Source organism: Streptomyces sp. NPDC015345 (genome assembly GCF_043078805.1).
In the GTDB taxonomy this organism is placed as follows: Bacteria; Actinomycetota; Actinomycetes; order Streptomycetales; family Streptomycetaceae; genus Streptomyces.
The window spans coordinates 188,687-203,950 of the sequence record NZ_JBIBTX010000009.1 but is presented as its reverse complement, the minus strand read 5'-3'; the positions used below and the strand labels follow the sequence as shown (position 1 = coordinate 203,950).

The window sequence follows — 15,264 nt, the reverse complement described above, 5'->3', positions numbered from 1 at the left end:
ACACCACGGCACCCGCGCCGGTTCACCCGGAAGACGCCTGGGGCGCCCCTCTTCAGAGGGACGCCCCAGATGTCGTACGAGACCCAGACCGCGCCGGGCGACCTGCCTGCCTCAGCCCATGAACTTCTTGAACTCGTCCGGCAGCTCGAAGTTCTGCGCGGCCTGTCCACCCGGGAGGCCGAAGGCGCCGCCGTCCTGGCCGGCCTGCTCGCGGCGCGTGGCCGCCTCCAGCTCCTCCTGCTTGCGCTTCATCGGGTTGCCGGAGCGGCGCTTGCCCTTGGCCTGCTTCTGCTTCTTCTTCTGCTTGCCGGCGCCACCGCCCATGCCCGGCATCCCGGGCATACCCGGCATGCCGCCACCCTGGGCCATGCGGGACATCATCTTCCGGGCCTCGAAGAACCGCTCGACGAGGTTCTTCACCGCGCTGACCTCGACGCCGGAGCCCTTGGCGATACGGGCGCGCCGGGAGCCGTTGATGATCGTCGGCTCCTGACGCTCGGCGGGCGTCATGGACTTGATGATGGCGGCGGTGCGGTCGACGTCGCGCTCGTCGATGTTGTTGATCTGGTCCTTGATCTGCCCCATGCCGGGCATCATGCCGAGCAGCTTGCTGATGCTGCCCATCTTCCTGACCTGCTCCATCTGGGCCAGGAAGTCGTCGAGCGTGAAGTCCTTGCCCTTGCTGCTCGCCAGCTTGGAGGCCATCTTCTCGGCCTCTTGCTGGGAGAAGGTCTGCTCGGCCTTCTCGATGAGCGTGAGCATGTCGCCCATGCCGAGGATGCGGGACGCCATGCGGTCCGGGTGGAACGCGTCGAAGTCGTCCAGCTTCTCGCCGTTGGAGGCGAACATGATCTGGCGGCCGGTGACCTGCGCGATGGAGAGCGCGGCACCACCGCGGGCGTCACCGTCGAGCTTCGACAGGACGACACCGTCGAAACCGACGCCGTCGCGGAAGGACTCCGCCGTGTTGACGGCGTCCTGACCGATCATGGCGTCGACGACGAAGAGGACCTCGTCCGGGCTGACCGCGTCGCGGATGTCCGCGGCCTGCCGCATGAGCTCCTGGTCGATGCCGAGGCGGCCGGCGGTGTCGACGATGACCACGTCGTACTGCTTGGTCTTCGCGAACTCGATGGAGTCCTTGGCGACCTGCACCGGGTCGCCCACGCCGTTGCCCGGCTCGGGGGCGTACACGCCGACGCCGGCGCGCTCGGCGACGACGCTCAGCTGGTTGACGGCGTTGGGGCGCTGGAGGTCACAGGCCACCAGGAGCGGGGAGTGGCCCTGCCCCTTCAGCCAGAGGCCGAGCTTTCCGGCGAGGGTCGTCTTACCGGCGCCCTGGAGACCCGCGAGCATGATGACGGTCGGGCCCGTCTTCGCGAAGCGCAGGCGCCGGGTCTCGCCGCCCAGGATGCCGATGAGCTCCTCGTTGACGATCTTGATGACCTGCTGGGCGGGGTTGAGGGCCTGGGAGACCTCGGCGCCGGCCGCGCGCTCCTTGATCTGCTTGATGAAGGCGCGTACGACGGGCAGGGCCACGTCCGCCTCGAGCAGGGCGATGCGGATCTCGCGCGCCGTGGCGTCGATGTCCGCCTCGGACAGGCGGCCCTTGCCCCGGAGGTTCTTGAATGTCGCTGCGAGGCGGTCGGAGAGAGTATCGAACACGGCGGTCGCGAATCCTCAGGTCTGGGGGCGGGCTGACAGGTCGCCTTCCAGAGTATCTGCCGCGCGCCAGTGCCTGGGGCTGCGGTCGCTTCTCCATGCCCCCGGGGCACCCGGCGGCCTCCCCTACCCCGCCGCTCCGCGCCGGACGTCTCCCACCCACCCGCCCATAACCCGGCGTCGAGACGCCGAGCTAGGAGCAGGCCGGGCTCGCGCACCCCGCGGCGCCCCGAGTACCCGGCGGTATCCCCTACCCCGCCGCTCCGCGCCGGATGTCTCCCACCCACCCGCCCGTTACTCGGCGTCGAGACGCCGAGGTAGGGGCAGGGAAAGGCGGGGCACCACCCGCAGTCGAATACGACCCCGAGGGGAACAGAGGAACAGGGAACAGGGGAACAGGGGCCGATGACGGCCCGCAGCTGTTCGCGCGCGGCCGAGGAAGCAATACAAGCCGACGACGGGCCCGCAGGCGCCAGTCGGCCCGAGGGAGGGCGTGCGCCGATGACGGCCCGCAGTCATCCACGCGCCCGAGGGAAGACATGAGCCGACGAGGGCCCGCAGTCGCGAGCGCGTCCGAGGGAAGGCGTGAGCCGACGATGGCCCACAGTCGTCCACGCGCCGGAGGGAGGACACGAGCCCACGACGGCCCGCAGCCGCGAGCGCGTCCGAGGGAGGGCACGAGCCAACGACGGTCCGCAGTCGCTCGCGCTCCCGAGGGGACGTGGGGGTATGTGCGCGCGGAGCACAGTGGTGGTCATCAGGGCGAGCGAAGCAGCAAAGGCCCCGCGCCAAGATGGCGAGCACGGACATACCCCCACGGCCCCGCCCCCACAGACGCACCCCAGGCGCCCCACCCGCCGGGCCCTGACCCCCGCCCTACTCCCCCACCCCCAACACCTCCTCCACCTCCCGAGCCACCCCCACCGCCCGCTCCCCCACCAACGGCCCCCCATCCCCCCCAGTCACATAGAACGCATCCACCGCATTCGCCCCCCACGTCGACACATGCGCACTCCGCACCACCACCCCCGCCCCCTCCAACGCCCGCCCGATCCGATGCAACAACCCCGGCGCATCCTGGGCCCGCACCTCGATGACCGTGGCGAGCCGTGACCCCGCCGACGCCACCGTCACCCGCGGCGGCGGCGCCACCGTCCCCCGTCGACGGGGATACGCGGCGTCCCGCTCGGCCAGCCGCCCGGCGATGTCCAGGGACCCGTCCAGCGCCCGCACCAGATCGGCCCGCAACCGCGCCGCCTGCGGCAACGACCCGTACTCCGCCGCCACCCGCCAGTCCAGCAGCAGGACCGAGCCCGCCGCCCCCTCGATCCCCGGCGGCAACGACACCTCCCGCAGCTCCGCCGTACGCACCGTGAGCCGGTGCAGCGCGAGGACCCCGGCCACGGCGGGCAGCACCCCCGCCCGCTCCGGCACGGCGACGAGCAGTTCCACCCCGAGCGGCTCCGGCTCACCCACGGGCTCCTCCGCCCGCAACGCCACCACCGGCCCACCCGTACGGAACGCCTCCACCGCCAACCGCTCCTGCTCGGCCGTGGGCGCCGCCCCTTCCGAGGAGGAGCCGGACTCCGGCTCATCCCCCGACAACGACGCCGCCACCCGTTTCACCAGATCGCCGACGAGCGCCCCCCGCCACGCCGACCAGGCCGCGGGCCCGGTGGCCAGGGCGTCCGCCTCGGTCAGCGCGTGCAGCAGCTCCAGCGTCCCCACGGACCCGACGGCCTCGGCGACCCCCCGCACCGTCGCCGGATCGTCGAGGTCACGCCGCGTGGCCGTCTCCACCAGCAGCAGATGGTGCCGTACGAGACGGGCGACGACGGCCACGTCACCGGGGTCGAAGCCGACCCGCGCCGCGACGTCCCGCGCGATGATCTCCCCGGCCACCGAGTGGTCCCCGGGCCACCCCTTGCCGATGTCGTGCAGCAGCGCGGCCACCAGCAGCAGGTCGGGCCGGCCCACCCGCCGGGTCAGCGCGGCGGCCCGTACCGCCGTCTCCACGAGGTGCCGGTCGACGGTCCACGTATGGACGGCGTTGCGCTGCGGCCGGCACCGCACCCGCTCCCAGTCCGGCAGGAGCCGCGTGATGAGGCCCTCCGCCTCCATCGCCTCCCACACCTCGACGGTCGGCGGCCCCGCGCCGAGCAGCGTCACGAGCTGCTCGCGGGCCTCGGCGGGCCACGGAGTGGGCAGCGGCCGCCCCACCGCGGCCAGCCGCCGCACGGCGTGCAGCGAGAGCGGGAGCCCGGCCTGCGCGGCGGCCGCGGCGGCCCGCAGCGGCAGGACGGGATCGCGTTCGGGCCGGGCGGCGCGGGCGAGCACGGCCTCCCCCTCCTGCTCGACGACCCCCTCGGCCAGCGGCGTCCGCTCGGCCGCCGCGCCCCGCCCGCCGAGCATGGCCCGCAGCCGTGGCCGCACGGACCGGGCCCGCAGGACGCGGCCGACCTCGCGCCAGGTGACGTCACCGGCGTAGGAGATGACGCGAGCGGATTCGTACACCTGCCGGAGCAAGGTGTCGGCGTCCAGCAGGCCGAGCGCGGCCGCCACCTGGTCCTGTTCTTGCAGGGCGAGCCGGTCGGTGGCCCGCCCGGTGGTGAGGTGCAGCGCGTCGCGGACGTCGAGCAGCCGCCGCCGGGCATCGGCGAGGCCTTCGCGCGGCGCGTCCGCCAGCCAGGACGCGGCGACGGCCCGCAGCGCCGTGGCGTCGCGCAGGCCGCCCCTGGCCTCCTTCAGGTCGGGTTCGAGGAGGTGGCCCAGCTCACCGTGCCGCACCGCCCGTTCCTCGCACAGCTCACGCAGCTCCGGCAGCCGCTTCGGGGCCTGGTTGCGCCAGTCGGCGAGGACGGCGGTGCGCAGCCCCGCGGTCATCCCGAGGTCCCCGGCGACGTGCCGCGCGTCGAGCAGCCCGAGGTGCACCTTGAGGTCCTCCCCGGCGGTCTTGCGCGCCTCCGCCGGGGTGCGCACGGAGTGGTCGAGGGCGAGGCCGAGGTCCCAGACGGGGTACCAGAGGCGGTCGGCGAGGGCGGCCACCTCCGCGGGGTCCGCGCTCCCGTCGTGCAGCAGCAGCAGATCGAGGTCGCTGCGCGGCGACAGCTCGCCACGTCCGTACCCGCCCACCGCGACGAGCGCGACGCCACGGGGCAGCTTCTCGGCACCCGCCCGGAAGAGCCCGGCCAGCCAGTCGTCCGTCAGTTCGGAGAGGGCGGAACGGCGCGGCGGCCCGGACCGCGACTCCTCTTGGAGGAGCCGCAGCCGGGCCGCCGCGTAGCCGCTGGGTCCGGTGTCTTCCGCTTCGGTTCGTACGCCCACACTCGTCACCCGGCAGCTCCTGTCCGTTCCGCTCAGTTCAGCCCAGCCCCCTGTCAAAGCCCGCCGCTCACAACGCGTCGGGCCCGCGCTCCCCCGTACGCACCCGCACGGCCGTGTCGACCGGAACGCTCCAGACCTTGCCGTCCCCGATCTTGCCGGTGCGCGCGGCCTTCACCACGACCTCGACGACCTGCTCGGCGTCGTCATCCTCCACCAGCACCTCGATGCGGATCTTCGGCACGAGATCCACCGTGTACTCGGCGCCCCGGTAGACCTCGGTGTGCCCGCGCTGGCGTCCGTATCCGCTGGCCTCGGTGACCGTCAGGCCCTGGACACCGAAGGCTTGCAGCGCCTCCTTGATCTCGTCGAGCCGGTGCGGCTTGACGACCGCGGTGATGAGCTTCATGCGTCCACCTTCTTGTTCCGCTGTACCTGAGTGCCGTCCACCACAGGGCCCGGGACGGCCGCCGTACGCGGCGCCGTACCACCGCCCGCGCCGCTGAAGTCGTAGGCCGTTTCCGCGTGTTCGACCTGGTCGATGCCCAAGACCTCGTCATCCTCGCTAACCCGCATCCCGATCGTCTTGTCGATCAGGAGGGCGAGGATCGCGGAGGCGACCAGGGAGTACGCGAGGACGGCGCCGACACCGGCGAGCTGCTTCCACAGCTGCTCCAGGCCACCGCCATAGAAGAGGCCCTGGGCCTTCGACTGGCCGCCACCGGTGGCGAAGAAGCCTACGAGGACCGATCCCGCGATGCCGCCGACCAGGTGGACGCCGACCACGTCGAGCGAGTCATCAAAACCGAACCGGAACTTCAACCCGACAGCCATCGCGCACAACACACCGGCGATCGCGCCGATGGCGATGGCGCCGAGCGGCGAGCAGGAGCCGCCTGCCGGGGTGATGGCGACGAGTCCTGCGACGGCGCCTGAGGCCGCGCCCAGCGTGGTGAAGGCGCCGTGGCGGATCTTCTCGTAGATGAGCCAGGCGAGCATGGCGGCGGCGGTGGCGACCTGGGTGTTGACGAACATCAGCGCGCCGACGCCGTCGTCGTTGCCGAGCCACGATCCGGCGTTGAAGCCGAACCAGCCGAACCACAGCAGGGCCGCGCCGAGCATCACGAGCGGCAGCGAGTGGGGCCGCATCGGGTCCTTCTTGAAGCCGACGCGCTTGCCGATGACGAGGATGACGCCGAGCGCCGCGGCTCCGGCGTTGATGTGGACGGCCGTGCCGCCCGCGAAGTCGATGACGCCGAGCTCGAAGGCCCAGCCGCCGGTGCCCCACACCCAGTGCGCGACGGGGAAGTACACGACCGTGGCCCACAGGGCGACGAAGAGCGCCCAGGCGGTGAACTTCACGCGGTCCGCGAGGGCGCCGCTGATCAGCGCGGGCGTGATGACGGCGAACATCAGCTGGAAGACGGCGAAGACGTAGACCGGGATGGTGTAGCCGTCCCAGAGCTGGTTGATGCCGAGGCCGCTGAGCCCGACGTAGTCGCCGTTCCACCCGAAGAGGCTGCCGTGGTCGGTGCCGAACGCGACGGAGAAGCCGTACAGCACCCAGAGGATGGTGACGATCCCGAGGCTGATGAAGCTCATCATCAGCATGTTCAGGGTGCTCTTGACGCGGACCATGCCTCCGTAGAAGAAGGCGAGTCCCGGCGTCATGAGCATCACCAGGGCGGAACAGATGAGCATGAACCCGGTGTTGGCGGCAGACAGCTCGGGGGCGTCTGCGGCGATCGTGATGCCTGGGGGCATCGGCGTCTCCTCGTCGTCGTATGCGGCCCGTGCGGGCGAAGCCTGTGCGGTGCCGAGGGGGCCCGTGCTCCTGGAGAGGCGGGGCTGTGGGCCGGTTATGCGCCAAGAGATTGGCGCAGCGCGGTTTCGGCGGGCGCCCCTCGGTGTTTCACCGCAGTGACGAAGAGGTCGTGCGTGTTACGCGGCCATGAACTGCCGGGTGGCGCGGGGCGCGGTTTCCTACCCTGCCCGGGGCGTACGAACCGGCCGCGGCGGCCATCCGGCTGACTGGCGTAGGGGGAGCCGAGTCGGGCTGTTCGGGATGGTCGCGCCGCGACCGGGGCCGGTCGTGCCGGGCTTCAGACCGCCTCCGCGGTCTCCGGCATCTCGATGGCGAGCCGCTCGGTGATCTCCACCACCTCGGCGACGTCGCCGAAGTCCCGCACTGCGGTGTCGACGGTCTTGCGCAGGCGCGTATTGACCCGCTCGGAGCGGACCTTCTTGGCGATGTCGAGGGCCTGCCCGGCAAGCACCGTGCTCTGCTCGGGCTCGCGCTGGAGCAGGTGGACGGTGGCCTTGCCGATGAGGTTCAGGGCGTACGAACGCTGGTGCTCGGCGTCGGTCTCGAAGAGCTCCACGGCGCGGTCCATGACGGGCTCGGCGAGCGAGGCATAGGTGGGGCTGCGCCCGGCCACGTAGGCCAAATCGCGGTACGAGTGGGCGTTCTCGCCGTTCAGCTCGGCCTCGGAGAAGAAGCGGATCCAGTCCGGCTCGGGCTCGTCGAACTCCTCGGCGTCGGCGAAGGTGTCCTCGGCCATCCGCACGGCCCGCTTGCACTTGCCGGGCTGGCCCATTCCGGCGTACGCGCGGGCCTCCATCGCATACAGCATGGCCTGGGTGCGGGGGCTGGCGCAGTCCCGGCTGCCGTACTGCGCGAGGTGGATCAGTTCGAGCGCGTCGTCGGGCCGGCCGAGGTGGATCATCTGGCGGCTCATGCTGGAGAGGATGTACGACCCGAGGGGCTTCTCGCCCGCCTCCTTCGCGGCGTGCAGGGCGAGGACGAAGTACTTCTGGGCGGTGGGCTGCAGACCCACGTCGTAGCTCATCCAGCCGGCCAGCTCGGCCAGCTCGCCCGCGACCTTGAAGAGGCGCTTGGCGGTGGCTTCCGGCTGGGGCTCCTGGAGCAGGTCCGTCACCTCGTGCAGCTGCCCGACGACGGCCTTGCGCCGGAGCCCTCCCCCGCACTGGGCGTCCCACTGGCGGAACATCACCGTGGTGGACTCCAGGAGGTCGAGCTCCGGCTTGGACAGGCGCGCCGGGCGGCGCATCGCGGCGGGCTCGGGCTCCTCGCGAGGCGTCGACGGCGAGGGCACCAGCCAGCGCTGCATGGGCTCGATGAGGGCGGGTCCTGCGGAGAGCGCGAGCGAGGTGCCGAGGAAGCCCCGGCGGGCGAGCATCAGGTCGCTGCGCGAGAACTCGCTGATGAGCGCCACGGTCTGGGGCCCGGTCCAGGGCAGGTCGACCCCGGAGGAGGCGGGTGTGCGGTGCGCGGCGCGCAGGCCGAGGTCCTCGATGGCGACGACGCAGCCGAACCGCTCGGAGAACAGCTCGGAGAGGATGCGCGGGATCGGCTCGCGCGGATTCTCGCCGTCCAGCCAGCGGCGCACGCGGGAGGTGTCCGTGGAGATGTGGTGGGCGCCCAACTGGCGTGCCCTACGGTTCACCTGCCGGGCCAGCTCGCCCTTGGACCAGCCGCTGCGCACGAACCAGGACGTGAGCATCTCATTGGGGCGCTTCTCAGCGTTCGCTCCGCTTCCGCCACTGCCGCCCACTGGAACGCCCCCATCCTTCAAGCCACCTGTGCGCCGTCACGCTGTGCGCTTCCTACGCCAAGCCCTAACAGAATGCCGCCTCTTGCGGCTGTCCGTCCGGAGAATGCCACCCGTCGAACAGGAAACCGACTTGCCTCCGGCATACCCATGGGAAGTCGAAATCCCGGGGTCGTGTACGCAAAGTAATCCTACGATCACCGCTCCCGCGAGGGCGATCCCGGAAACGCCACCATTCGCCACCCCTTCGAATGAACTCCCGCACTACGCAACGCGATTGACTTGACAGCGATGACGGAAAGCGGTGGAAAGGAGTGCGCCGGGGCGCATGTCGCCGGACGCACCACCCCTGAGACCTCCAAGCGCCGTCTCAAGAGCAGAGGGTCACGTTCCGATTCCCTCACGTAACCGCGGCACGCTCGACCCGTTGGAGGGGGCATGGGCTTCACGATCGGCGGCACCCGGGGGACCGACAAGCTCCGGACCGCATCAAGGCGGCGCGGCCGCCCGTCGGACTGTACGGCGGTGGCGGAGTACACCGGACTGTGGGGGTGGGACGCGGTGCCCGGTGCCCGCGCCCTGGACGGTACCTGCTCGTGCGGCGCCACCGACTGCGCGGCCCCCGGCGCGCACCCCCTGGGCTTCGCCCCCGAGATCCCGGCCGGTGCCACGCTCGACGAAGTGGCGGATGCCTGGGCCGAGTTCCCCGGAGCGGCCGTGCTGCTGCCGGTGGGGCGCGCCTTCGACGTGATCGAGGTGGCGGAGACGGCGGGGCGGCGTGCCCTGGTCCGCCTGGAGCGGATGGGTCTGCCCCTGGGTCCGGTGGCGGTCACGCCCGACGGCCGCGCGCAGTTCTTCGTCGCCCCGGGCGCCGCCGCCGAACTCCCCCGCCTGCTCTACCGCATGGGCTGGGACGACGCCGCCCTGGACCTCCACGGCCTCGGCCCGGGCGACCACATCACGGCACCCCCCTCGGACCGCGGTGGCCTCGGCCCGGTCCGCTGGCTCCGCTCCCCCGCCCTGGACTCGGCGACGGACCCGCCGCAGGCCCGGCTCCTGCTCGGGACCCTGGCGTACGTGGCACACCGGTCCCCGGCGTAGACGCGGGAAGGGCCCCCTCGCGACTGCGCAATGCGAGGAGGCCCTGATGTTGCGCCCCGAAGGGGCGCGGGGAACTGCGCGACCAGCCACGACGCGCCCGCGGCGAATCCACGGGCCTGCGACAGCCGACGCACCTGACTCCCCGGCGGCGCTAGTCGCCGATCAGCGCGTCCACGAACGCCTCCGGCTCGAACGGCGCCAGGTCGTCCGCGCCCTCGCCGAGGCCCACGAGCTTGACCGGTACGCCCAGTTCGCGCTGGACGGCGACGACGATGCCGCCCTTGGCGGTGCCGTCGAGCTTCGTGAGGACGATGCCCGTGATGTCGACGACCTCGGCGAAGACCCGCGCCTGCACGAGGCCGTTCTGCCCGGTCGTGGCGTCCAGGACGAGCAGCACCTCGTCCAGCGGCGCGTGCTTCTCGACGACGCGCTTGACCTTGCCGAGCTCGTCCATGAGGCCCGTCTTGGTGTGCAGCCGGCCCGCGGTGTCGATGAGCACGACGTCCGCGCCCTCGGCGATGCCTTCCTTGACGGCGTCGTACGCGATCGACGCGGGGTCGCCGCCCTCGGGGCCGCGGACGGTGCGGGCACCGACGCGCTCGCCCCAGGTCTGGAGCTGGTCGGCGGCGGCCGCGCGGAAGGTGTCGGCGGCGCCGAGGACGACCGAGCGGCCGTCGGCGACGAGGACGCGTGCGAGCTTGCCGGTGGTGGTGGTCTTGCCGGTGCCGTTGACGCCGACGACCATCACGATGCCCGGGGTCTCCAGGCCGGACTCGGTCTTCACGGTGCGGTCGAAGTCCGTGCCGGCGCCCGTGCCGAGGAGCGCGATGAGCTCCTCGCGCAGCAGCGTGCGCAGCTCGTCCGGGGTCCGGGTGCCGAGCACGCGCACGCGCTCACGCAGTCGCTCCACGAGCTCCTGGGTGGGGGCGACGCCGACGTCCGCCGTGAGCAGCGTGTCCTCGATCTCCTCCCAGGTGTCCTCGTCGAGGTGCTCGCGGGACAGCAGCGTGAGCAGCCCCTTGCCGAGCGCGTTCTGCGAGCGGGAGAGCCGGGCGCGCAGCCGGACCAGGCGGCCGGCGGTGGGCTCGGGGGTCTCGATCTCCGGGGCGGCCGGTTCCTCGACCACCACGGGGGCGGTCGCCGAGGGCTCGGCGAGCGGGAGGTCCACCTCCTCGATCGTGCGGCGCGGTTCGTCGCGCGGCGTCTCGGCCTCGTCGCCGACCTTCGGTTCGGCGGGAGGGGCGGTGATGGTGGGCGTACTGGACGGGGCCTGCGGGGGCAGCTGCTTCTTCTTGCGGCTGCCGATCACGAGCCCGCCGAGCGCGCCGATCACGACCACGGCGATGACTACAGCAAGGATGACGATTTCCATAACCCACCCAGTATCCGGCATGGCCCTTCCAGAGGCCCAGATTGTGTCTTCCTCCAAAGAACATATGCCACTAGAAGGCACTACTCGGATTAAAGTACGATGGAGCTCCCCGCATCAACGCGCGTAGAGTCCATCGCGATCACCCCCACCGACGGATCGCGACGTTGCGAGCCGAGCGAGAGGCACGGACCCACCCCCATGAGCAGCACCACCGCCGAAACCGAAGGCGCCCTCGAAACACGTGGCCTTGAGCCCGTCCCGGACGCCGAGCGCACGGGCAGGACCCGTGAGCTGTTTCCCACTTGGGTGGCGGCCAACATCAGCGTCCTGCTGCTCACCATGGGCGCGGGCCTGATCGTCTCCAACGGCCTGAACTTCTGGCAGGTCCTGGTCGTCGCCCTCGTCTCGCCCCTGCTGAGCTACGGCATGGTCGGCCTGATCTCCATCGCCGGCAAGCGCGGCGGCTCGCCGGGCATGACGCTCTCGCGCGCGGTCTTCGGCCAGCGCGGCAACCTCTTCCCGGGCGCGCTGATCTGGGTCGCCCGCTGGGGCTGGGAGACCATCAACGCGGTCACGGGCGCGTACGCGATCATCACGGTCCTCAACATCTGCTTCGACGTGGAGTCGAGCACCTGGCTGACCGTCGTCACGCTGGTCGCCTTCGTCGCCTGCACGTTCCTGATCAGTGGCCTCGGCCGCAAGATCCTGCACATCTGCAGCACGTGGTCGACGTACGCCTTCGGCGCGTTCAGCGTCCTCGTGCTGGTCTACCTCCTCGCCGAGACCGACTGGTCCGCCGTCTTCGACAAGCCCGCGGGCTCCACGGCGATGATGGTCGCGGGCGTCGGCACGATCGCCGCGGGCGGCATCAGCTGGGTCCCCACCGGCCCGGACTTCACCCGCTACCTCCCGCGCAACGCCTCGAACAAGCCGCTGGTCGGCCACGCGGTCGGCGGCGCCGCCATCGTCGTCGTCCCGATGGTCCTGATGGGCGCCGTCATGGCGGTCTCCGCGCCGAAGCTCTCCACCGCGCAGGACCCGGTCTCCTTCCTCGGCTCGCTGCTCCCGACGTGGATCGCGGTGCCGTACCTGATCATGGCCCTGGTCGGCATGCTGCTGATCAACTCGATGTCGATGTACTCCGCCGGCTTCACCGCGATGACCCTCGGCATCAAGGTCCCGCGCGCGTGGGCGGTCAGCGTGAACGCGATCATCAGCCTGATCTTCGGCTACATCCTGATGAACGTGGCGACGAGCTTCATGGGCTCGTTCATCTCCTTCCTCACGCTCCTCGCGGTCGCGTTCTCCGCCTGGATCGGCGTCTTCGGCATCGACATGCTGCGCCGCAAGACGTACGACGGCGAGGCCCTGATGGACACCAAGCGCACCAGCGCCTACTGGTACAAGGCGGGCTTCGCCTGGCAGGCCATGACCGCGTGGGCGATCGCCCTGGTCGTGGGCCTGCTCTTCACCAAGGTCGACTGGTTCAGCGGCCCGCTCGCCACGTCCTGGATCGGCCGCCACGGCCTCGGCTGGCTGGCCACGATCATCGTCGCCGCCGTGCTGTACGCGGTGCTGCCGAAGACCCCGCTCGTCGAGAAGGACGCGGCCGGCAAGGGCGAGCCGGACCTGGTCTCCGCCTGACCGAGGGCCCGCGGAGGCGGTGATACCCGCCAACTTCCGCCACGCTCTACCCATCTGACATCACGTCAACTAACGTCCCCCTTCGCCGCCCACGCTCGGTGAAGGGGGACGTTCCCATGCCCACCACAGTCGTACGGTTCAACCTCGTCGATCCCGCGGCCACACCCGCCTCGCTGAGCGAGCGCTACAAGGCCGCCCTGGAGATGGCCACGTACGCGGACGACCGCGGCATCTCCACCGTCCAGACCGAGGAGCACCACGGCGCCGAGAACAACTGGCTGCCCTCCCCGTTCGCCTTCGCCGGCGCGGTCTTCGGCGCGACGCGGCGCATCGCGGTGACGGTGTCCGCGATCATCGGCCCGCTGCACGATCCGCTGCGGCTCGCCGAGGACATCGCCGTACTCGACCTGCTCAGCGGCGGCCGCCTGGTCACCGTGGCGGGGATCGGCTACCGGCCAGAGGAGTACGAGCGGGCGGGCGTCGACTTCAAGCGGCGCGGTGAGCTCCAGGACGAGCTTCTGGAGACGCTGCTCGCGGCCTGGACGGGCGAGCCCTTCGACTTCCGCGGCCGCACGGTGCGCGTCACCCCCCGCCCGTTCAGCCGGCCGCATCCGCTGCTGCTGGTCGGCGGCTCGTCGAAGGCGGCGGCCCGGCGCGCGGCCCGGTTCGGCCTGCCGTTCTTCCCGAGCGCGCACCTGCCCGAGCTGGAGGCGTACTACACCGAGCAGCTCGCGGAGCACGGCACCGAGGGCTGGACGATGATGCCCGCCGCCGAGACCCCGCTCCTGCACATCGCCGACGACCCCGACCGCACCTGGGCCGAGCACGGCGCGCACTTCCTGCACGAGGCCCGCACCTACGCCTCCTGGCAGACGCGGGCGAAGGGGGCCATCCGCTCGGCGGTGAAGTCGGCGGCCACCACGGTCGAGGAACTGCGCGCGGAGGGCATCTACCGCGTCCTGACGCCGGAGGAGTGCGTGGCGTACGCGAAGGGCGGCACCGGCGGCCTCATCCTGCATCCGCTCGCCGGCGGGATGCCCGTGGACGAGGGCTGGCGCAGTCTGCACCACTTCTGCGAAAACGTACTGCCCCGGCTCAAGGACAAGTGAGCACGAGTCCTTCAGCCGGGGCAGCTTCCTGAAGAGGAGGGGCAGCGGGGTTTAGCCCATCTCCTCCAGGGCCTTGCCCTTCGTCTCCTTGACGAACTTCATGACGAAGGGGATCGAGATCGCGGCGAAGGCGCCGTAGACGATGTACGAGCCGGTCAGCGACCACTCGGACATGCTCGGGAAGGTCTTGGTGATCGCGAAGTTGGCGAGCCACTGCGCGGAGGCGGCCACACCGAGCGCGGCGGCGCGCAGCCGGTTCGGGAAGATCTCGCCGAGCAGCACCCAGACGACCACACCCCAGGACAGGGCGAAGAAGAGCACGAAGACGTTGGCGGCGATGATCGCGGTCAGGCCCTGCGCGTTCGGCAGCGAGACGTGGTCACCGGAGCCGGTCCGGTACGAGAACGCCCAGGCCATGGTGAAGAGCGCGGCCGCCATGCCCGCCGAGCCAATGATCGCCAGCGGCTTGCGGCCGATGCGGTCGACGAAGATCATCGCGATGACCGTGCCGATGATGTTCACGATCGACGTCTCGAACGAGTACAGGAACGAGCTGGAGGGGTCCTTGCCGATCGACTGCCACAGCTGGTTCGAGTAGTAGAAGATCACGTTGATGCCGACGAGCTGCTGGAAGACCGAGAGCCCGATGCCGATCCAGACGATCGGCAGGAAGCCGACCTTGCCGAGCAGGTCCTTGAAGGACGGCTTGTGCTCCCTGCGCAGACCGTGCTCGATCTCGTCGACGCGCGCGTCCAGGTCGATGGCGTGGCCCTCGACCTCGCCGAGGACCTTCTTGGCCTCGGCGTGCCGGCCGGCGGAGACGAGGAAGCGCGGCGACTCCGGGATGATGAAGGAGAGCAGCCCGTAGAGCAGGGCGGGGACGACCATGACGCCGAGCATCCACTGCCAGGCCTCCAGGCCAGCCAGCTTGCCGCGCTGGTTGCCGTCGGCCATGTTCAGGATGCCCCAGTTGACCAGCTGGGAGACGGCGATGCCGATCACGATGGCGGCCTGCTGGAAGGAGGCGAGGCGGCCGCGGTAGGCGGGCGGCGCGACCTCGGCGATGTACGCCGGGCCGATCACCGAGGCCATGCCGATGCCGATGCCGCCGATCAGGCGCCACATGGTCAGGTCCCAGGCCGCGAAGGGCAGGGCCGAGCCGACGGCGCTGGCCGCGAAGAGCACGGCGGCGATCTGCATGCAGCGGATGCGGCCGATGCGGTCGGCGATGCGACCGGCGACGGCGGCACCGACGGCACAGCCGAGCAGCGCGGTCGCGATGATCCAGCCGAGCGTGTCGGCGTCGACGTCGAAACGGTGCTGGATGGCGACGGTGGCGCCATTGATCACCGAACTGTCGTAGCCGAAGAGGAAGCCACCCATCGCGGCGGCCGCCGTAATGAAGATGACATGGCCGAGATGGTCCGGATGGGCCTCTCTGGCTCCGGACTGCGGCGCCTGCGATGTGCTGGTCACGTGTACT

The 15,264-nt window shown here is 71.1% G+C and carries 10 protein-coding genes; 3 read left to right on the top strand and 7 right to left on the bottom strand.

The features are described from left to right. Nucleotides 1-111 precede the first annotated feature (111 nt). From ffh to ACF062_RS32315, 5 genes are all read right to left on the bottom strand, one after another. Nucleotides 112-1,665 carry a signal recognition particle protein gene (gene ffh / locus ACF062_RS32335; RefSeq protein ID WP_392143163.1) on the bottom strand — a complete coding sequence of 518 codons (1,554 nt, stop codon included), beginning with the start codon at nt 1,663-1,665 and terminating at the stop codon, nt 112-114. Nucleotides 1,666-2,538: 873 nt separating this feature from the next. Continuing rightward, the gene (locus ACF062_RS32330; protein ID WP_392143162.1) at nt 2,539-4,995 is read right to left on the bottom strand and encodes a [protein-PII] uridylyltransferase; all 2,457 of its coding nucleotides are present in this window, start codon (nt 4,993-4,995) and stop codon (nt 2,539-2,541) included. A gap of 58 nt (nt 4,996-5,053) precedes the next feature. Next, nucleotides 5,054-5,392 carry a P-II family nitrogen regulator gene (locus tag ACF062_RS32325; protein WP_127912634.1) on the bottom strand — a complete coding sequence of 113 codons (339 nt, stop codon included), beginning with the start codon at nt 5,390-5,392 and terminating at the stop codon, nt 5,054-5,056. After that, a complete protein-coding gene (locus tag ACF062_RS32320; protein ID WP_392143161.1) occupies nt 5,389-6,747 on the bottom strand; it encodes an ammonium transporter in 1,359 nt (452 codons plus the stop codon). The genes ACF062_RS32325 and ACF062_RS32320 overlap by 4 nt, the downstream gene beginning before the upstream one ends. Nucleotides 6,748-7,085: 338 nt before the next feature. After that, on the bottom strand, nt 7,086-8,558 hold the full coding sequence (locus tag ACF062_RS32315; protein ID WP_392143160.1) for a hypothetical protein: 1,473 nt from the start codon (nt 8,556-8,558) through the stop codon (nt 7,086-7,088). 435 nt (nt 8,559-8,993) lie between these two features. Here ACF062_RS32315 and ACF062_RS32310 point away from each other — a divergent pair, with 435 nt between their 5' ends. Beyond that, nucleotides 8,994-9,656, top strand: a complete 663-nt coding sequence (locus ACF062_RS32310; protein WP_356580271.1) for a bifunctional DNA primase/polymerase — start codon at nt 8,994-8,996, stop codon at nt 9,654-9,656. Between the two features lie 151 nt (nt 9,657-9,807). On the opposite strand, the gene ftsY is transcribed toward ACF062_RS32310, so the two are convergent. Beyond that, complete coding sequence (gene ftsY, locus ACF062_RS32305; RefSeq protein WP_223777021.1) at nt 9,808-11,028, bottom strand: signal recognition particle-docking protein FtsY; 1,221 nt, start codon at nt 11,026-11,028, stop codon at nt 9,808-9,810. A 198-nt stretch (nt 11,029-11,226) separates the two neighbouring features. Between ftsY and ACF062_RS32300 the strand changes: the two genes are divergently transcribed. Beyond that, nucleotides 11,227-12,672: a purine-cytosine permease family protein gene (locus ACF062_RS32300; RefSeq protein ID WP_392143159.1), complete on the top strand. Its 1,446-nt coding sequence runs from the start codon at nt 11,227-11,229 to the stop codon at nt 12,670-12,672. A 116-nt stretch (nt 12,673-12,788) separates the two neighbouring features. Continuing rightward, nucleotides 12,789-13,781 (top strand): LLM class flavin-dependent oxidoreductase, encoded by a 993-nt coding sequence (locus ACF062_RS32295; protein WP_392143158.1) that lies wholly within the window; start codon nt 12,789-12,791, stop codon nt 13,779-13,781. A gap of 51 nt (nt 13,782-13,832) precedes the next feature. On the opposite strand, the gene ACF062_RS32290 is transcribed toward ACF062_RS32295, so the two are convergent. Continuing rightward, a complete protein-coding gene (locus tag ACF062_RS32290; protein WP_392143157.1) occupies nt 13,833-15,257 on the bottom strand; it encodes a sugar porter family MFS transporter in 1,425 nt (474 codons plus the stop codon). Nucleotides 15,258-15,264 lie beyond the last annotated feature (7 nt).

Excerpts from the sequence above, each read along its gene's own strand:
- ACF062_RS32325 (WP_127912634.1), bottom strand. The coding sequence starts at position 5,392 with ATGAAGCTCATCACCGCGGTCGTCAAGCCGCACCGGCTCGACGAGATC.
- ACF062_RS32320 (WP_392143161.1), bottom strand. The coding sequence starts at position 6,747 with ATGCCCCCAGGCATCACGATCGCCGCAGACGCCCCCGAGCTGTCTGCC.
- ACF062_RS32310 (WP_356580271.1), top strand. The coding sequence starts at position 8,994 with ATGGGCTTCACGATCGGCGGCACCCGGGGGACCGACAAGCTCCGGACC.
- ftsY (WP_223777021.1), bottom strand. The coding sequence starts at position 11,028 with ATGGAAATCGTCATCCTTGCTGTAGTCATCGCCGTGGTCGTGATCGGC.
- ACF062_RS32300 (WP_392143159.1), top strand. The coding sequence starts at position 11,227 with ATGAGCAGCACCACCGCCGAAACCGAAGGCGCCCTCGAAACACGTGGC.
- ACF062_RS32295 (WP_392143158.1), top strand. The coding sequence starts at position 12,789 with ATGCCCACCACAGTCGTACGGTTCAACCTCGTCGATCCCGCGGCCACA.